This is a genomic window from Pseudoalteromonas luteoviolacea (assembly GCF_001696455.1).
Taxonomy (GTDB): domain Bacteria; phylum Pseudomonadota; class Gammaproteobacteria; order Enterobacterales; family Alteromonadaceae; genus Pseudoalteromonas; species Pseudoalteromonas luteoviolacea_C.
Genome location: NZ_MAUJ01000001.1, coordinates 59079 through 76364, shown reverse-complemented (window position 1 = coordinate 76364; position 17286 = coordinate 59079). Strand labels below are relative to the sequence as shown.

The following is a 17286-nucleotide window of genomic DNA, read 5'->3' as shown; positions in this document are numbered from 1 at the left end:
ACCGCCCCAAAATCGCCCCAAAATTGAGTAAGTAATTTATAAATGATTGATTTTAAAGGGAAAGGAATGGCGGAGAGAGAGGGAGTCGAACCCTCGATACGCTATAAACGTATACACGAGTTCCAGTCGTGCGCCTTAAGCCACTCAGCCATCTCTCCGCACTGAATGCGGGGCTAATACTATGAAAACCCCCGCCTTTTAGCAAGTACTTTTTTTGTAATCTCACTCAACTGGCTAGATTACAGTCAATATTGTATTAACCTTTTAAGCTCGCTGAAAAATCTAACATACGATTAAGTGAACGTAACGCGCCTTTACGTAGCTCCATATCGACAAAGACTTCTTTGCCTTCAGGATTGATCAGCGCTTCTTCAATCGCCTGCAAGCCGTTCATCGCCATCCAAGGGCAATGGGCACAGCTTCGGCAGGTTGCACCTTCGCCTGCAGTTGGCGCTTCAAAGAATTCTTTTTCAGGGCAAAGTTGCTGCATTTTGTAGAAAATACCGCGATCTGTTGCCACGATGAACTTTTGATTATCCATCTCTTGCGCTGCTTTGATTAGCTGGCTTGTAGAACCAACAGCGTCAGCAAGATCTACAATCTCTGCTGGCGACTCTGGGTGTACAAGTACCGCAGCATCTGGATGCAACGCTTTCATGTCTTTCAATGCTTTCGTCTTGAATTCATCATGAACGATACACGCACCATTCCACATGATCATATCAGCACCAGTTTTCTTCTGGATGTATGACCCTAAATGCTTATCTGGGCCCCAAATGATGGTTTCGCCTTCAGAGTCTAAGTGCTCAACGATTTCAAGTGCACATGAAGAAGTCACAATCCAATCGGCACGGGCTTTAACCGCAGTAGACGTATTTGCGTATACAACAACCTTTCTTTCTGGGTGCTGATCACAGAATTTAGAAAACTCTTCGATTGGACAACCTACATCCAGTGAACACGTGGCTGCCAGCGTTGGCATCACAACTGTTTTTTCAGGTGTGAGGATTTTAGCTGTCTCACCCATGAAACGTACACCAGCAACAATGATAATGTCTGCATCTTCTTGTTTAGCACCAAAGCGCGCCATTTCAAGTGAGTCCGCGACACAACCACCGGTCTCTTCTGCCAATGCTTGGATCTCTGGATCCGTGTAATAATGGGCAACCAATACGGCATTTTTCTCTTTTAACAATGACTTAATACGCGCTTTGTACTGCGCCTTTTCTTCATCATTTAACGGAGCGGGTTTTGGAGGAAATATATAATCCTCGGGCATGATTTGTTCTGCTAGACTCATTCTCTCGACCACATAGTCCACATTGCATAATTGAGGCGAATTATACGAAAAATACAGAGATAATCCTAGTAAATGACAAGATTAGGAAAGAATATTTAATAATAAAAGAATACGCTTGGAATGGTGGGTCATGATGGACTCGAACCATCGACCAATGGATTAAAAGTCCACTGCTCTACCAACTGAGCTAATGACCCACTCATTGCAGCAAGAAGTCGATACCGTATCGCCTGCTGCGGGCGCTTATAATACTTATTTAAATTTCTAGTGCAACTGAATTACGCTGTTTTTTTTAAATTTTATGTCTAAGCGCCTATTTTTAGACCACTGTGTACACAAAGCAGCTAACTATAACTTAGCTAAGCGCTCTGTTGCCAATTTTGCAGCAGTTGTACTTGGGTACTCTTTGATCAAGTCATTGAACAACTGCTTAGCTTTTTCTTTATCGCCAGCGTTTGCAGCCAATGTACCCAGCTTGAGCATTGCATCAGGGCGCTTGTTGGAGTCAGGGAATTGATCAACAACCACGGTGAAATGCTTTATTGCTTCTGCTGGCTGACTCTTAATAGATTGTAGCTGGCCTAGCCAATAATGCGCATTTGGAATATAAACAGATTCGGGGAACTGCTTCAAAAAGTTTTGAAATTCAGGAATTGCCGCATCATAGCGCTTATCTTTCATAATAAGTGCCACAGCGCGATCATACGCTTCGTTTTCAGATAAGTTAGTACTTACAGCCTGCTCTCCAACACTGGGGATAGTCGTTGCTGCAATATCTGATTTAGTTTGCTCATAAACTTGCGTGACGCGATTTTCAATCTCTTGATATAACTCGCGTTGGCGTTGTAAGACTTTTTCAAGCTTGTAGCTTTGCTCGTCGGTAAAACCACGAACTTGGCTCACTTCGTCTTGCAATTGCTGCAATTGTAATTGTAAGTCTGCCTGAACACGATTGCGATTGTTCATCATGTTTTCGAGTTCAGCAACGCGCTGTTCAAGCGTTTTCTGTGAATTTGCAGCATCATAAACAGTAGCGGGAGCTGCCCAAACTTGGGAGCTCCCGCTAAGAAAGATGATGGCTGCCAAAATAGTTTTCGGCTTCATAACATCTCTTGTCTAAATTAGTATACCAATACCGCGCGACGGTTCTTAGCAAAAGCTTCTTCAGTGCGCGACTTAACCATTGGCTTTTCTTCACCGTAGCTCACTACAGAGATTTGGCTATCAGAAACACCTAGGCTCTCAAGGTACTTAGCAACTGACTTACCACGGCTCTCACCTAGTGCGATGTTGTACTCAGGCGTACCACGCTCATCTGCGTGACCTTCAATCAGTACTTTAACGCTTGGGTTTTTAACTAGGAAGTCAGCGTGTGCTTGTAGTAACTCAACGTACTCGCTGCGAACAGTAGAGCGGTCAAAATCGAAGTATACGATCTGCTCTTGACGCAACGCTTCATACTTCTCCTGAAGTTTTTCTTCAGCAGTTTTTGGACGATCAATTGTGTTTACATCAACGCCGTCGTTGTTGCTGTTAGAAGAAGCATTGGTTTGCTGACCTTCACCACCATCAACATCACCAGATGATGAGCTACATGCAGCTAAAGTCATTACAGGCAACGCTACCAATAAAGCCTTTAAAGTTTTGTTAAGTTGCATCGAGTATATTCCTATATCTTTATAAGTCTAACCAGTAAATTTTACTGTAAAAACGGCGACCAGGCCGGTGCCTTCACTTGCCCGTCAAGTACTGGCAATCTCGCTTTAAAGCGACCGTCCATCGACACCAGGGCCAAAACCTGCTTATTATTATGCAGGGTACTGTAAATAATCATAGAGCCGTTCGGCGCAATACTCGGGGATTCGTCGAGTCTCGTACGAGTTAGCACCTGAAACAGCCCTGAATCAAATTCTTTCTTAGCAATATGGTACTGACCTAACGTGCGATTTACCATTACTAATTGTTTACCATCTGGTGTAATAGAACCCGCTAAGTTCATATCGCCATCAAAGGTCACACGTCTAGATCTACCAGTATCTAAATTTAACTTATATATCTGGGCATTACCACCCCTTTCAGACGTATAAACAATTTCTCTGCCATTTGGATGCCAACTTGGCTCAGTATCTATACTTCTGTGCTTAGTTAAGCGCTTTTCGCTGCGAGTTTCGAGGTCGATAACGTACACTTCTGTCGCTCCGCCTTTGTCTTTTGACAACACCACTAACATTTGTGTGCCATCAGGCGAAAACTGTGGTGCTCCATTGATGCCTTTATAGCTGGTGATCTTTTCTCGCTTTCCTGTATAGATGTCTTGTACATAGATCTGAGATTGACGATTTTCAAATGTTACATACGCTAATTTATTCCCATCAGGCGACCACGCAGGTGACATGAGAGGCTCTTTAGAGCGCAGTAACACTTGCTCGTTAAAGCCGTCATAGTCCGCTACAACAAGCTGATATGGCTTGTCTTGCTCTTCACGAACGATAACATAAGCAATCTTGGTTCTAAATGCGCCACGTTCACCAGTGAGCGCCTCGTAAACCACATCACTGATTTGGTGTGAATAGTAACGGAATGAATCACTGTCAATTACACTCTGACGACTCTCTAGAATGTGATCCTGACTCTTCATTAACTTACCATTACTCATCATGCGTGTTTCGCCGCCAGTGATTTGCGCGCGCAATACGTCGATAAGCTCGTATTTCACCAAATAGCGATTGGCGGGCTGCTGCGTCACTGTTCCAACAAGAATCGCTTCGACACCTAAGCTAACCCAAGCATCGTAATCCACTTCTTCATCAGTCGTGGGCAATTGAGGCATTTGTTCCTCTGCTACGGGCTTAAATTTACCACTTCTCATCAAATCAGCTGCGATAACCGAGCTGATCTCAGAGGGCACTTCTCCATTACCTATGTATTTAAATGGCACAACCCCAATCGGTCTTGCACTGTCTACCCCTTCGGTGATGACAATTTCAAGCGCCGCGTTAGCGAGGGCTGTCATTCCGAAAGCAAAAACCAACAATATGTTTTTAAAATGCTTTAACATGGTTTTCCTTTAAAGGTTTGGTTTAATCGTTAAATTAATATTTTTAAGCTGTTCAAAGACATCTTTATCTTTTGAAACAGGTAAGGTATCTGCCATACGTACAGCTCTAAGCGCCGCTTCACACACCAACTTGTCGCCCCCAAGAGATTTTGCTTGTGTCACGAGTCCATTGAACCCGAGACGAATATTCAAGCGGCATTGTTTGCCTTTCATTTTCTCATCGATAAGTAAGTTTGACTGAATACGCTGCATAATGAGTGCTCTGTACTTATCTACTTCCCCTAACACTTGTTGTTGGCGTACTTTGGCTCTTGCAGCCTGCTCTTGAGCAAGTTGCTCTTGTAACAATTGCTCTTGTAGTGCTTTTTGACGCGCCTGCTCAGCTGCTTCGGCTTTACGTTTAGCTTCCTCTTCTTGATGCTTACGCTTGGCTTCAGCTTCTTTTAAACGATCTTCTTCTGACTTACGCTTTTGCGCTGCTGCTTTTGCCGCTCGCTCTGCTTGTAGCTTTTCTTTACGTGCTTTTTCTGCGTCGGCACGTTGTTTCTTCTCAACTTCACGGGCTTTTTTAGCTTGCGCTTCTGCTTTGCGTTTTTCAGCAAGTTTTGCTTGTCGCTGTTGCTCAAGCTTTTTGATGCGTCTGGCCTCCGCTTCTCGGTCTTTACGAGCTTGAAGTGCTCGGCGCTCTAAATCGCGAATGCGCTTTTCTTCTGCTCGCTTTTTGGCATCTTCTTGTCTTTTCAACTCGGCAACTTTGCGCTCAACGGCTTGTTGATCAACCGAAATGGCAGACACGACTTTCTCTTCTTCAATAGACTCACTGATTGGATTAAGCTGCACCTGCATCACGGTAGGTTTTGACATCTGCAAATTAGCAGAGGCGAACAACATTCCAGCTAACGCGAAATGAAGCAGAAACGACTTGATAATTCCGCTTGTCAACGCATCCATTAGTTATCCTCAAACGATTTAGTCATTAGTCCTACAGAGGGCACACCCGCATTTTTCAAAAAGTCCATCAGCAGTAAGACTTCTTGATATGACACGCGACCAGAGCCCTTAATCAATACCGGCGTATCCGGGTTTTGCTGCAATTTAAGTTTAATAACCGCTGCAACCTCAACAGCATCCATGGGCGCTTCAGGATCAGTTCCTACCGATACAAAGTAACGGCCTTCAGCATCAATGCTGGCAATAATAGGCGGCGCATCTTTTGTCTCTACCAAATCTGATTCTTGCATCTGAGGCAGATCAACTTTTACACCATGTGTAATTAATGGTGCTGTTGCCATAAAGATAATTAGCAGCACCAGCATCACATCGATGTAGGGTACGACGTTTATCTCTGCAACAGGACGTCTTTTCTTAGGCTGATACATTATTTTTCGCCTCTACTAACGTGGCAGCTTGACGATGTAAAATATTGGCGAACTCTTCCATAAAATTGGCATAGTTCACTTCCAGCTTTTCAACATGTTTGGCAAAGCGGTTGTACGCCATAACAGCAGGAATGGCAGCAAACAGACCCATTGCTGTCGCAATCAACGCTTCAGCGATACCGGGTGCTACCATTTGGAGTGTTGCTTGTTTCACATTACCAAGCGCAATAAATGCTGTCATAATCCCCCAAACCGTACCAAATAGGCCGATGTATGGACTAATTGAGCCAACCGTTGCAAGAAATGAAAGGCTAGACTCTAGTTTTTCTACTTCGCGCGATAGCGCAACACGCATTGAGCGGTGCGTCCCATCCAAAATCATGTTTGCAGAGCCGGTGTTGTTCTTTTTATGTCTGGCAAATTCTTTAAAGCCAGCCACAAATAAAGCTTCTAGACCTTTTGAACTACCTGAACGCGCAGTGATTTCGTTATATAACTTTCCAAGATCCATTCCTGACCAAAACTGCTGCTCAAACTTTCTTGCATCGCTCTGTGCTTCAGCGATTACCGCACGACGCTGGAATATGATCGCCCAAGATGCGATCGACATACCCACTAAAGTCAACATAACAAGTTGAACAAGCACACTGGCTTCTAAGATTAGATCAATGAAATTTAGACCCGATTCCACGTTTTAACACTCCTAATAATATTGTGTACCCGGCATGGCGCCTTTCAACTGATAGACTTCAAGCACGACAAAAGGTTCAGGTAGTTTAACCACACAAATAGTGGCTTACAACGTCAAAGCTATAAAATTAGCTTAAATGTCGATAAATGACACAATCATCAGTATGTACTTTATTTATTGACCTTTAAGGATATATCAATAATTGAATCATTTTATTTATCGTGCCCTATCTGCAATTAACATTTTTATTCCACAACTTCAGTAGCAGCCTAAATATTTACTCAACATGCATAAAACACGGAATTTATTCACTTTGCACGAATAAATGCTCAAAAACCCATTGGTAATACCAATTAACAACAATTTATCTAATATTCACAATCTGCGCATAATTAGTACAAACCCAATAAAAACATACAGATAACAATGTAAATAGAGTCATTAATTAACCATTAAAAAATAACAAACAAGCTTTGCCATTAGTTTTTTTAATCCGAAAGATATAATTTTTCTAGTTTGATAAAGCCGGCGGATGTCTTTAATATACACCCTGTACTGAGCGCACTGCTTAACGCAATGCAAAAGCCAGTTACCTAAGTAATAGATGTCTGATTGTTCTATTACTTTGATGAGAAACTTTTGGATAAAACCTTAACAGACTCATCAGTTCCCTGGATTACTTCCTTCAACTTGTTGTTTTCGCCCGCACATATGTGCGGGCTTTTTTTTGCCTGTAATTCGCTGCCACGCAAGATTTTGACTAACAAAGAACGTTTAAGGTGAAGGGAAAAGGAATAGAAAAGCCACAGCCGTGGAAGCTGTGGCAAAAAGGGGTTAGTCTTCTTTACTTAGGTCAAAATGCATATAAGCGCGGTCAGAGACAATACGTCCCCTAGGCGTACGTTGAATGAACCCTTGTTGAATTAGGAAAGGCTCGATGACGTCTTCAATGGTTTCTTTTTCTTCACCGATGGCAGCGGCAAGGTTATCAAGGCCGACAGGGCCACCTGTGAACTTTTCAATAATGGCCAAGAGATACTTTCTGTCCATATAGTCAAAGCCACATTTATCGACATCGACCATATCTAGCGCTTGGCTTGCAATATTTGCATCTACACTGCCGTCACCTTTCACATCGGCAAAATCTCTTACACGACGTAGTAGTCGATTCGCAATACGAGGCGTCCCTCTCGCCCTTTTAGCAACTTCTCTCGCACCTTCATCTGTTGATTCAAGATTCAAAAAATGTGCAGAACGACTCACAATTGTCGCCAAATCATCTACAGAATAAAACTCCAAGCGTTGCACAATACCAAACCGATCACGCAATGGTGAAGTCAAAGAACCAGCTCTGGTAGTAGCGCCGACTAAAGTAAATGGAGGCAAGTCCAATTTAATTGAACGCGCAGCAGGTCCCTCACCTATCATAATATCAAGCTGATAGTCTTCCATTGCTGGATAGAGAATTTCTTCTACCTGAGGGCTGAGGCGATGAATCTCGTCAATAAATAAAACGTCACCTTCTTCCAAGTTTGTCAGCATTGCTGCCAAATCGCCTGCTTTTTCAAGCACAGGTCCTGACGTGGTTTTTATATTTACACCGAGCTCATTTGCCACAATATTAGCAAGTGTGGTTTTACCCAACCCTGGCGGGCCAAATATCAATAGATGGTCAAGCGCCTCCCCACGTGAACGCGCAGCTTCAATAAATATCTCCATCTGCTGTTTAACATGAGGTTGTCCCGTATAGTCATTTAATAATTTTGGGCGAATAGCACGGTCTATTTGCTCTTCATTGCCCTGTACTTCGGGCTCAATTAGTCTATCTGCTTCTATCATAATTACATCATGGATTTAAGAGCTTCTTTGATTAAGGTTTCTGCGTCTAAGCCTTCACCTTTAACACCTTTCACAGCTTTTTGCGCTTGCGCAGCTTTATAGCCCAACGCCATCAAAGCCGCGATTGCATCATCAGCAGGTACTGCACCCACTGTTGGATCTTCCTGCGGCGGCAACACGGCATTATCACTATAGGGTGTAAATAAATCATGGCCAAAGTCTTTAAGTTTATCTTTCATTTCTAAGACTAGTCGTTCCGCCGTTTTTTTGCCTACACCGGGTATTTTAACTAGCGTAGACGCATCACCATTATTCACACAGTGGACAAATTGCTCGGCAGACATACCCGACAAAATCGCCAAGGCCAACTTAGGTCCAACACCATTTGCTTTGATTAATTCTCTAAATAATGCACGTTCGGTCTTGTGATTAAAGCCAAACAGTAATTGCGCATCTTCGCGAACAACAAAATGAGTGAAAATTGCCGTAGCTTGGCCAACATTTGGCAGCTCATAAAAGCAAGTCATTGGCATTTGCACTTCATAGCCTACCCCGTTGACATCAATTAAGATCTCAGGAGGTTGTTTTTCTAATAAAGTTCCGCTTAATTTGCCTATCATAATTATCTTAACCTTCCACGAACTGTTTTTTTAGCATTGCCTGCCAATCGAATTAAATTTTGTTCAGAGTGCGCATGACAAATCGCAATGGCTAACGCATCAGCAGCATCAGCCTGTGGAGTACCTGGTAGCTTTAAAATTCGCTTAACCATTTCTTGTACTTGAGATTTGTTTGCACCGCCTGTTCCAACTACCGCCTGCTTTATTTGCCGCGCTGAGTATTCATGAACAGGGATGTCTTGCATGGTTGCAGCAACTATCGCTGCACCTCGTGCCTGACCCAGTTTTAACGCAGAATCGGGGTTGTGCGCCATAAAAACTTGTTCAATCGCAAAGCTATCTGGCGAAAACTGCTCGATTAATTGACTCACCCCTTGATAGATCATTTTTAATCGCGTGGGAAAGTCATGATCGGCAAGCTTAATACAACCACTGCCAAGGTACTGGAATTTTGCACCTTGATGTTGAATAACACCGTAACCGGTAAATCTGGAACCTGGGTCTATACCCAATAAAACTGCCAAGGCATTACTCTCTTAATTTTTTCCACATCATGCCAAAATACTGTATAGATTACCAGTATCAAAACAAAAAAGGCGGCCATAAAGGCCGCCTTTTCAATCATGTTCTTGAATTACTGCTCTTCGCTTTGTGCCTGTTGTACAGCAATTGCAAGTTCAGTTAATGCATCTGGGTTTGCAACACTTGGGGCATTTGTCATTAGACAAGAAGCTTGTGTTGTTTTCGGGAATGCAATAACGTCACGAATATTATCAGTGCCGCACAGTAGCATTACTAGACGATCTAGGCCAAATGCTAAACCGGCATGCGGAGGTGTACCGTACTTAAGCGCATCTAACAAGAAACCAAACTTGTCTTGCTGTTCTTGCTCTTCAATACCCAAGATTCTGAAAGCCGCTTGTTGCATTTCGTTGTTATGGATACGAACAGAGCCACCGCCCACTTCATAACCATTCAGTACCATATCGTAGGCATCTGAAATTGCTGCAGCTGGGTTTGCCTCAAGCTCTTGTGCACTGATGTCTTTTGGTGCTGTGAACGGGTGGTGTACTGCATGCAAATTGCCTTCATCGTCTTCTTCAAACATCGGGAAGTCAACAACCCAAAGTGGCGCCCACTTGTTCAGGTCAGTGATCTCTCTATCCAAGCCAACTTTAAGACGAAGCGCACCCATTGCTTCGTTTACAACGTTACGCTTATCTGCACCAAATAGAATGATGTCGCCTGTTTGCGCGTTTGTGCGCTCAAGCAGTGCAGTAATCACCTCTTCGTTAAGGAATTTAGCAATCGGAGACTGAACACCTTCCATACCTGCATCGCGGTCGTTAACCTTCATCCAAGCAAGCCCTTTCGCACCATAAATGCCAACAAACTTCGTGTATTCATCAATCTGCTTACGAGATAGCTCTGCACCACCCGGTACTGTCAGTACTGCGACACGACCTTTTTCATCGTTCGCAGGTCCGGCTAGTACTTTAAACTCTACATCTTTTACGATATCAGCAACGTCTACAAGCTCTAGCGGGTTACGTAGATCTGGCTTATCAGAACCAAAACGACGCATTGCTTCTGAGTATGGCATTGCAGGGAACTCGCCCAAATCAACGTTTAGCAGGTCTTGCCACATTTCACGGATCAGACGCTCCGTTACTTCACGCACTTGATCAGACGTCATGAAAGACGTTTCGATATCAATTTGTGTAAATTCAGGTTGTCTATCAGCTCGCAAGTCTTCATCACGGAAGCACTTAACGATTTGATAGTAACGATCAAAGCCTGACATCATGAGCAATTGCTTGAACAACTGTGGAGACTGAGGCAAAGCGTAAAAACTGCCTTTATGTACACGACTAGGCACTAAGTAATCACGTGCGCCTTCCGGAGTCGCTTTGGTTAAAACTGGCGTTTCAATGTCTAGGAAGTCATTAGTATCTAGGAAGCGACGAACAAAACTTGATGCTTTAGCACGTAGCTTGATACGGTCACTCATCTCTAAGCGTCTAAGATCTAAGTAACGGTACTTAAGGCGACGTTCTTCCGAGTTTTGCTGATTGAAGTCCAATGGTAGCGGCTCAGAACGGTTGATGATCTCAAGGCCAGTGCCTAAGATTTCCACTTCACCCGTTGCCATGTCTTTGTTTACTTGGCTTTCAGGCCTTGCACGCACACTACCAGTTACTTTTACACAAAACTCTTGACGCAATGTGTTTGCAACATCCATTAACCCTTCTACTTCAGGGTCAAATACAACTTGTACTAGGCCTTCGCGATCTCTTAAGTCGACGAAAATTAATCCACCTAAGTCACGGCGCTTGTTGATCCAACCACATAGTTCGACTTCCTGACCTACGTGGTCCTTATTTAATTTTCCGCAGTATATAGAGCGCATATCGTTCCTATTTGCCTAGGCTTTTACATTTCAAAGTGCAGTTTCGCCTACGGGCTATCGTAATTAACAAAAATAATCGCCAATTATATAAAAATAGGCCGCTTTGTCATCCTCCAATCATGATCATTATGTGTAAAGTTGGTTTTTTTAGGTACTCTCAGTTTGTTAGACTTATAAAAAACATCAACGAAAGTCATTATGCTGTATTTAGGTTGTCCACAATGGAGCTCTACTCACTGGAAGGGCCGCTTTTTTAGTCAACATTGTCAAAGCTCAGACATGCTCAAAGAATACGCGGGTATTTTCAATAGCGTTGAAGGCAACACTAGCTTTTATGCAAACCCTAAGCCTGAGACAATTTTACAGTGGCGAGATGCTGTGCCTGCGGACTTTCGATTCACATTTAAAGTTTCCAAATACATAACGCACGAGCTGGCGCTGCAAAACTGTCAAAAAGAGACGCTTGAATGGTGTAAGCTGTTTGCTCCCCTCTTCGACAAAATGGCCATGATTATGGTTCAGTTACCCGCTAATTGCGGCCCCGAGCACTTGAATCGTATTGAAGCGTTCATGACGATGTTGCCCAAGGAGCTATGTGTAGGTATTGAGGTACGCAATTTAGGCTTTTTTCAAAAAGATGAAAATGAAAAACGATTCAATCAATACCTAATGCAAAATAACATCAACCGTATCATCATGGACACTCGTCCATTATTTAGTGAGCCCGCCAGCACACCTGCCATCATAGATGCCCAGCGTAAAAAGCCACGCGTCCCGGTCAATGTCATTGCCACTGGCAATCGCCCAATGGTCAGATTTGTTGGCTGCTCTAACCTTCAAGAGAATAGGCAATTTTACGACCCTTGGCTCAACAAAATCCGTGGTTGGTTAAAGGAGGGCAAGGAACCCTTGGTATTCTTTCACACTGCCGATAATTACGACTCACCCCTGCTCGCACGGCAGTTTACTCAAGACCTAGGCGTTGACCACAAAGTGTTACACCCTTTTCCTGCTGAACAACAGCCAAAGCAAGGAAGTCTTCTGTAAGCATTTGACAAAAATAGTAATTTAATACAGTGTTGTGGTGGGTTTAATATAAATGAAGGAATAAAAATGAAATTAAAACTATATAAAAAACAAGTAAAAACTCTCTCACAAGACACGGCGCGTTTGCCTGGAGCACAAACAAAGCACATTGCCGGTGGCGGAACAGGTGGTAATTCTCGTGCTTCTGATTGCTGTAACCTGCCGCACCAAGAAGTTTTTGGTGGTAACTCTAGAGCATCTGATTGCTGTGCAATGGAAACAAAATAAGCACTACAGTGTGAGTGCACGCACTCACACTCAACAATTATTTTAAGCAGTTCTTTAGACGGCTCGGCTCAAAAGTATCATATCTAGGTAGGTCAGCATCTAAATCATCCCAATTCGCTTTAGACGTGATAAAATTATGAGACATCGGACGCTCTTCTATTTCAGAGTCCAATAAACCTAACCGTAGCCTAAGTTTTTCTGGTAAATCTGCATTTGAACTGAATAATGGTGAGGCGCAATTGCTACAAAAGTGACGCAATCGACCGGGTTTGAAAGCATAAGATTTAATGAGTGCTTCACCTTTGATAATCTTCATCGAATCCGTTGCGATAAAACCATTAGTCGCGTACGCTGTACCACTTGATTTTCTGCACAGTGAGCAATGACAATGAATAATGCTTTCAATTGGTCCATGAATTTCTAACTCCACCCCTTTACATAGACAGCTTGCCTTGTACATATACTTTTTCCTTGCGTTATAATCCCACTTAGAGATTACGCGAGAAACGACTTCAAAAAAAGACCGCAATGCAAGAATTGAAATACTTTCAGCACTATCCTGAAAACCTACAGGATCAAGTTAGCCAACTAATTACGACCAATCAATTGCAAACGTATTTCAAGCGCAAATACCCAATTGGACATCAACTGCAAAATCAACAAGATTTATATCAATACAGTACCGAAATAAAACAGCGCTTTCTCAAGAATACGCCACGGTTAAATTCCGTCAGTTTTAACAAACACACTGACATGGTGAAAGGCACCCTAGGCACGCATACCCATCAACAAAAAGTACACGGTAAAAAACTAAAAGCGCGGTATGACATTGCACTTAACAATCAACTAAAGTATGCACCTGAGGCTATTCTTAGGGCCTTGATCGTACATGAACTCGCACACTTTAAGCATGCGGACCATAATAAAGCGTTTTACAATTTATGCTGCCATATGGAGCCCGACTATCATCAGCTAGAGTTAGACCTACGGCTTTTTATTGTATTAGATGAGCGTGCACTCAACTTTTATAAAGAACTATAAGACCCTCGCACTTTTGAAAGAACCATGAGGCAGTCACAAAAGTGCACTGCCTTATCTTTATATCATCAAATTTTGCAGTCAGGGTTCAGGCCTTTTTGCTTAGCTGCTTGATAAAGGCTATTGGCCGCTGGCATTTTGTCAGTTAGCCGCTGACTACGGTTGTCTGGCGATGGGTGAGTCGATAAAAACTCCATCGGCCTTTCACCACCGAGCTTCTCCATGTTTTGCCAAAGCTCCACAGCGCCAGCTGGTTTAAATCCGGCTTTAGCCATCAACTCTAACCCAATTATATCAGCCTCAGTCTCATGACTGCGACTAAACGGCAAAGCAATACCTACTTGGGCACCAACGCCAAGTCCTTGCATGATTGCGTTGCGATATTCGATGTTATTCATCTCCATCACCACATTACTTACTTGGAGTCCAGCTTGCAATAAGGTGCTTTGAGAAACACGTTCATTGGCATGTTGTGCAATAACATGACCCACTTCATGACCCATTACAGCCGCCAGTTGGTGCTGATTTTTTGCCACTTTCAGTAAGCCCGTATGCACGCCGATTTTCCCACCAGGCAGCGCAAATGCATTTGCACTGTCATCTTTGAAGACAACAACTTCCCACTTCTGTGAGGCGTATTTATTTGGCAGCTGGGCAATCAGCGCATCTGCAATGCAACTCACATACTGATTACTGTTCGCTTCGCCTTCAATAGTCTGTTCTGATTTTAATTGATCAAAGCTCGCGACGCCCATCTCATCCATTTTCTGCTCTGGGTAAAGCATTATTTGAGTTCGACCTGTTGGAGATGTTTTACAACCACTCAGTGCCAAAGCAACTAACATACACGCTACTACTTTTTTCATCATACTTCCCACGTATTGTTGACTTGCAATTTTTATTGCTGATTATATGTAAATAATAAACTACATTATTAAAGCTTGACCAGTGATAACAAAAAAGCCCGCTACAAAGCGGGCTTTTTAAACATAAATTAGATTATTCTGCGGCTTTCGAAACCATCACCATCGCAGGTCTTAGTAAGTGACCATTTAATGTATAGCCTTTTTGCATAACAGCTAACACTGTATTTGGCGCTACATCATTGCTAGGTTGAATAGACATCGCCTGATGGAATTCAGGAGAAAAAGCCTCGCCTTGCGGGTTTACCGCTTCTACACCGTATTTGTTCAGTGCATCTGAGAAGCTTTTAAGCGTCATTTCAACACCTTCTAGAACTGATTTAGTTGCTTCATTTTCTTTATCTGCAAACTCTACTGCACGCTCTAGGTTATCAATTACTGGTAATAAGTCGTTGGCAAACTTCTTAAGTGCTAGCTTATGTGCTTTTTCAACATCTTGCGCTGCACGGCGACGCATGTTCTCTACTTCAGCAGCAGCGCGAACAACACCGTCTTTTTGACCTTCAATTGTTTGCTTTGCAGCTTCAAGCTCAGCGTATAAACCAGCAATTTCCTCTTCAGGGCTTAACTCAGCCTGTTCAGCCTGTGGCGCTTCTTCTTGTGCTTGCGCTTCAGCAGCTTGTTCTACTACTTCTTCTTGTGCAGTTTCTAATTCCTGCTCTGGTGCTTTTGTCTGCTCAGACATGAAAGTATATCTCCGATTCTTTACAACTGCCGTAATTATGGGGATGGATTTTTTAGTTTCAAGGGCCTTTTTGCTCGATTCGAGTAAATTCCTCAATTATTGATTCAATTGGCGCCTCCGCCGGACATACGACACAAAAACGACTTTGGTACTCCTGATCCATAAAATAAGGCACACTTAATATCACATAACGTGACAGGTTCGCTTCGTCCACCTCGGAACCTAATAAAACAGACAGCCCATCCCGAAATGCCAGTCTATCTTCTACTTGATGTAAAAATGGTACACCTAGGCTTAAGTCATTCGACTGCTCTAAACGATTATATATGTGTCGTTCACCTACCACGATACTGTTGTCAGTTCCCAGTTGTAAACTCAGCTCTCGTGTCCACTGCTTCAACAGCTCTCTGCAATTAGGCATGGCGCTATTAGCCATCGCTCGCATCCGGTGCAACCCTTCTTTAAGCGTTTGCTGACTAAATACTGTGTTCATCCACAATGCAAATTGATAACGTATTTCGTCCGAATTATCAGCAGGTTTATTAATGCAAATATTTTGTGACTGCCCCGCTTTATCAATCAGTAAGACCAGCCAGTGCTTTCTATCAAAGTCTAAAACTTCAACTCTAAATACCTTTTGGCTGCTGACTTGAGGTAATCCAACTACACAGCACACTTGATATTGTTGGCTTAAAGAGTGCGCCAACGTCACGAGATGCTCCTGCTCCGGTTGCCAATAAGAAGCGATATTGTCTAATTCAAAATATTCTTGTAGCCAATACTTTATGCCAATATCTGATGGAACACGTCCAGCTGAAGTATGTGGTGAAAACAACAAACCTTGGTTTTCTAATCGCGCCATTGCATTGCGCACAGTGGCAGAACAAATCGCCATTCCTTTCATTTTGGCAATTTTACTGGACGCTACAGGCACCCCTTCACCATTACAGTAAAGGCTCATCACAGCTGAAAAAACTTGTTTGTCGCGGGCACTTAATTTCATAATTATTTATGTTGGGGCAAATTTCAAAGTTTCAAGCGCCTCAAATTTAAGATAATCTTGGGAAAGTTTAAATACCAAGGATATGCGTTAAAAATGAGCACTCCATTTAACACCATCGGCCTTATTGGAAAACCAAACCATGACGGTGCCGCTCAGACCTTACATCGCCTTTATACATTTTTGCAAGCTCTCGGATATGAAGTTTTTGTCGAGCGCCGGGCAGGCAAACAGCTAACAGGCTTGAAAGATGGCCAACTTTTAGAGCTTGTTGAATTGGGCGAAAAGTGTGATTTGGCCGTTGTAGTTGGTGGCGATGGAAATATGTTGGGCGCAGCACGTGTGCTCGCTAGATTTGACGTTGCTGTCATTGGAGTAAACCGAGGCAATCTTGGCTTTTTAACTGATCTTAACCCCCACGACTTCGAACCCGAGCTTGAGCAAGTATTAAGTGGCAAGTTTGTTGAGGAACACCGCTTTTTATTAGAGGTTGAAGTGTATCGACACGCCCAGTTGAAAAGTGCAAACTTGGCGGTCAATGAAGCGGTTTTACACGCTGATAAGGTGGCACATATGATCGAATTTGAAGCCTTCATTGACGATCAGTTTGTGTTCTCTCAGCGTTCCGATGGCCTCATCGTCACAACCCCTACCGGGTCCACAGCCTACTCGCTATCAGGAGGAGGCCCTATTTTAACCCCTGAGCTTAATGCTGTCGCCTTGGTTCCGATGTTTCCGCATACCTTATCCAGCCGCCCACTAGTTGTAGATGCTAACAAGCAAATTACATTGAAATTGAGCCCTGAAAATACCGCGAGCTTACAAGTTAGCTGTGATAGTCATGTCGTATTGGCTTTATTGCCTGGCGACGAAGTGGTGGTCAAAAAAGCGTCACAAAAGCTTCGTCTTATTCATCCTACAAGCTATTCCTACTACCATGTTCTTAGAGAAAAACTAAATTGGGGCAGTAGGCTTTACTAAAGCGAATTTGTTAAGCAGAATAGGGCTGATTTATTTTCTATATTAGGG

19 protein-coding genes and 2 tRNA genes are annotated in these 17286 nt (G+C 43.1%); 4 read left to right on the top strand and 17 right to left on the bottom strand.

Features of this window, described 5'->3' with window-relative positions:
• Nucleotides 1-67 precede the first annotated feature (67 nt).
• The 13 genes from A7985_RS00380 to aspS all read right to left on the bottom strand — a co-directional run bounded on the left by A7985_RS00380 (nt 68) and on the right by aspS (nt 11297).
• A tRNA-Ser gene (locus A7985_RS00380) sits at nt 68-158 on the bottom strand.
• 98 nt (nt 159-256) lie between these two features.
• Nucleotides 257-1300 carry a quinolinate synthase NadA gene (nadA, locus tag A7985_RS00375; protein ID WP_065788471.1) on the bottom strand — a complete coding sequence of 348 codons (1044 nt, stop codon included), beginning with the start codon at nt 1298-1300 and terminating at the stop codon, nt 257-259.
• 121 nt (nt 1301-1421) lie between these two features.
• Nucleotides 1422-1497, bottom strand: a tRNA-Lys gene (locus A7985_RS00370).
• Nucleotides 1498-1648: 151 nt separating this feature from the next.
• A complete protein-coding gene (gene ybgF / locus A7985_RS00365) occupies nt 1649-2404 on the bottom strand; it encodes a tol-pal system protein YbgF (RefSeq protein ID WP_065788470.1) in 756 nt (251 codons plus the stop codon).
• A gap of 17 nt (nt 2405-2421) precedes the next feature.
• Nucleotides 2422-2958, bottom strand: coding sequence for a peptidoglycan-associated lipoprotein Pal (pal, locus tag A7985_RS00360; RefSeq protein ID WP_063372976.1), 537 nt, complete (start codon nt 2956-2958; stop codon nt 2422-2424).
• A 41-nt stretch (nt 2959-2999) separates the two neighbouring features.
• Nucleotides 3000-4358, bottom strand: a complete 1359-nt coding sequence (gene tolB / locus A7985_RS00355; RefSeq protein WP_065788469.1) for a Tol-Pal system beta propeller repeat protein TolB — start codon at nt 4356-4358, stop codon at nt 3000-3002.
• A gap of 9 nt (nt 4359-4367) precedes the next feature.
• Entirely contained in the window at nt 4368-5309 is a 942-nt protein-coding gene (gene tolA / locus A7985_RS00350) for a cell envelope integrity protein TolA (protein ID WP_065788468.1), read from the bottom strand.
• A complete protein-coding gene (tolR, locus tag A7985_RS00345; RefSeq protein ID WP_065788467.1) occupies nt 5309-5737 on the bottom strand; it encodes a protein TolR in 429 nt (142 codons plus the stop codon). Before tolR ends, tolA begins: the two co-directional genes overlap by 1 nt.
• Nucleotides 5724-6428, bottom strand: coding sequence for a protein TolQ (tolQ, locus tag A7985_RS00340; protein WP_063372973.1), 705 nt, complete (start codon nt 6426-6428; stop codon nt 5724-5726). Before tolQ ends, tolR begins: the two co-directional genes overlap by 14 nt.
• Nucleotides 6429-7262: 834 nt before the next feature.
• Nucleotides 7263-8267: a Holliday junction branch migration DNA helicase RuvB gene (gene ruvB, locus A7985_RS00335; protein ID WP_063372972.1), complete on the bottom strand. Its 1005-nt coding sequence runs from the start codon at nt 8265-8267 to the stop codon at nt 7263-7265.
• A gap of 2 nt (nt 8268-8269) precedes the next feature.
• Nucleotides 8270-8887, bottom strand: coding sequence for a Holliday junction branch migration protein RuvA (gene ruvA / locus A7985_RS00330; protein WP_065788466.1), 618 nt, complete (start codon nt 8885-8887; stop codon nt 8270-8272).
• Nucleotides 8888-8889: 2 nt separating this feature from the next.
• A complete protein-coding gene (gene ruvC, locus A7985_RS00325) occupies nt 8890-9411 on the bottom strand; it encodes a crossover junction endodeoxyribonuclease RuvC (protein WP_063372970.1) in 522 nt (173 codons plus the stop codon).
• A 110-nt stretch (nt 9412-9521) separates the two neighbouring features.
• Entirely contained in the window at nt 9522-11297 is a 1776-nt protein-coding gene (gene aspS, locus A7985_RS00320; protein ID WP_065788465.1) for an aspartate--tRNA ligase, read from the bottom strand.
• A 198-nt stretch (nt 11298-11495) separates the two neighbouring features.
• Here aspS and A7985_RS00315 point away from each other — a divergent pair, with 198 nt between their 5' ends.
• Both A7985_RS00315 and A7985_RS00310 read left to right on the top strand, forming a co-directional pair.
• Complete coding sequence (locus A7985_RS00315) at nt 11496-12344, top strand: DUF72 domain-containing protein (protein ID WP_065788464.1); 849 nt, start codon at nt 11496-11498, stop codon at nt 12342-12344.
• A gap of 66 nt (nt 12345-12410) precedes the next feature.
• Nucleotides 12411-12611 carry a hypothetical protein gene (locus tag A7985_RS00310; RefSeq protein ID WP_065788463.1) on the top strand — a complete coding sequence of 67 codons (201 nt, stop codon included), beginning with the start codon at nt 12411-12413 and terminating at the stop codon, nt 12609-12611.
• A 37-nt stretch (nt 12612-12648) separates the two neighbouring features.
• Here A7985_RS00310 and A7985_RS00305 read toward each other — a convergent pair whose 3' ends face one another.
• Nucleotides 12649-13071, bottom strand: a complete 423-nt coding sequence (locus A7985_RS00305; protein WP_065788462.1) for a GFA family protein — start codon at nt 13069-13071, stop codon at nt 12649-12651.
• A 68-nt stretch (nt 13072-13139) separates the two neighbouring features.
• Here A7985_RS00305 and A7985_RS00300 point away from each other — a divergent pair, with 68 nt between their 5' ends.
• A complete protein-coding gene (locus A7985_RS00300) occupies nt 13140-13652 on the top strand; it encodes a M48 metallopeptidase family protein (protein WP_065788461.1) in 513 nt (170 codons plus the stop codon).
• Nucleotides 13653-13717: 65 nt separating this feature from the next.
• Here A7985_RS00300 and A7985_RS00295 read toward each other — a convergent pair whose 3' ends face one another.
• The 3 genes from A7985_RS00295 to A7985_RS00285 form a co-directional block, all read right to left on the bottom strand.
• Nucleotides 13718-14515: a M48 family metallopeptidase gene (locus tag A7985_RS00295; protein ID WP_065788460.1), complete on the bottom strand. Its 798-nt coding sequence runs from the start codon at nt 14513-14515 to the stop codon at nt 13718-13720.
• Nucleotides 14516-14648: 133 nt separating this feature from the next.
• The gene (gene grpE / locus A7985_RS00290) at nt 14649-15257 is read right to left on the bottom strand and encodes a nucleotide exchange factor GrpE (protein ID WP_065788459.1); all 609 of its coding nucleotides are present in this window, start codon (nt 15255-15257) and stop codon (nt 14649-14651) included.
• 58 nt (nt 15258-15315) lie between these two features.
• Entirely contained in the window at nt 15316-16260 is a 945-nt protein-coding gene (locus A7985_RS00285) for an HrcA family transcriptional regulator (RefSeq protein ID WP_065788458.1), read from the bottom strand.
• A 93-nt stretch (nt 16261-16353) separates the two neighbouring features.
• On the opposite strand from A7985_RS00285, the gene nadK reads away from it, so the two are divergent.
• A complete protein-coding gene (gene nadK / locus A7985_RS00280; RefSeq protein WP_065788457.1) occupies nt 16354-17238 on the top strand; it encodes an NAD(+) kinase in 885 nt (294 codons plus the stop codon).
• Nucleotides 17239-17286: the final 48 nt, after the last annotated feature.

Coding starts and splice junctions, on each gene's coding strand:
- nadA (WP_065788471.1), bottom strand. CDS start 1,300: ATGAGTCTAGCAGAACAAATCATGCCCGAGGATTATATATTTCCTCCA.
- nadK (WP_065788457.1), top strand. CDS start 16,354: ATGAGCACTCCATTTAACACCATCGGCCTTATTGGAAAACCAAACCAT.
- tolB (WP_065788469.1), bottom strand. CDS start 4,358: ATGTTAAAGCATTTTAAAAACATATTGTTGGTTTTTGCTTTCGGAATG.
- tolR (WP_065788467.1), bottom strand. CDS start 5,737: ATGTATCAGCCTAAGAAAAGACGTCCTGTTGCAGAGATAAACGTCGTA.
- A7985_RS00285 (WP_065788458.1), bottom strand. CDS start 16,260: ATGAAATTAAGTGCCCGCGACAAACAAGTTTTTTCAGCTGTGATGAGC.
- aspS (WP_065788465.1), bottom strand. CDS start 11,297: ATGCGCTCTATATACTGCGGAAAATTAAATAAGGACCACGTAGGTCAG.
- A7985_RS00310 (WP_065788463.1), top strand. CDS start 12,411: ATGAAATTAAAACTATATAAAAAACAAGTAAAAACTCTCTCACAAGAC.
- ruvA (WP_065788466.1), bottom strand. CDS start 8,887: ATGATAGGCAAATTAAGCGGAACTTTATTAGAAAAACAACCTCCTGAG.
- grpE (WP_065788459.1), bottom strand. CDS start 15,257: ATGTCTGAGCAGACAAAAGCACCAGAGCAGGAATTAGAAACTGCACAA.
- A7985_RS00315 (WP_065788464.1), top strand. CDS start 11,496: ATGCTGTATTTAGGTTGTCCACAATGGAGCTCTACTCACTGGAAGGGC.
- ybgF (WP_065788470.1), bottom strand. CDS start 2,404: ATGAAGCCGAAAACTATTTTGGCAGCCATCATCTTTCTTAGCGGGAGC.
- A7985_RS00305 (WP_065788462.1), bottom strand. CDS start 13,071: ATGTACAAGGCAAGCTGTCTATGTAAAGGGGTGGAGTTAGAAATTCAT.
- ruvB (WP_063372972.1), bottom strand. CDS start 8,267: ATGATAGAAGCAGATAGACTAATTGAGCCCGAAGTACAGGGCAATGAA.
- A7985_RS00300 (WP_065788461.1), top strand. CDS start 13,140: ATGCAAGAATTGAAATACTTTCAGCACTATCCTGAAAACCTACAGGAT.
- tolA (WP_065788468.1), bottom strand. CDS start 5,309: ATGGATGCGTTGACAAGCGGAATTATCAAGTCGTTTCTGCTTCATTTC.
- pal (WP_063372976.1), bottom strand. CDS start 2,958: ATGCAACTTAACAAAACTTTAAAGGCTTTATTGGTAGCGTTGCCTGTA.
- A7985_RS00295 (WP_065788460.1), bottom strand. CDS start 14,515: ATGAAAAAAGTAGTAGCGTGTATGTTAGTTGCTTTGGCACTGAGTGGT.